The 261-nt window shown below is 40.6% G+C and carries 1 protein-coding gene; it reads left to right on the forward strand.

Features of this window, described 5'->3' with window-relative positions; all coding sequences use genetic code 11:
* The coding region (locus tag ACST14_RS10990) for a hypothetical protein (RefSeq protein WP_459463488.1) at positions 1 to 261 on the forward strand (261 nt) is incomplete at both ends.

Raw genomic sequence — 261 nt, forward strand, 5'->3', positions numbered from 1 at the left:
TAAATGCAAACACAGCTAGCATAACTTCTAATACCAATTCGATTGCAGGACTCGATACACGAGTGAGTTCCAATACAAGTAGCATTACTGCTGAGATAACAAGAGCAACTGCCGCAGAATTAGCATTAACTAACGGAGTAAATGCAAACACAGCTAGCATAACTTCTAATACCAATTCGATTGCAGGACTCGATACACGAGTGAGTTCCAATACAAGTAGCATTACTGCTGAGATAACAAGAGCAACTGCCGCAGAATTAG

The organism is Aquirufa sp. A-Brett2-15D (assembly GCF_054558735.1).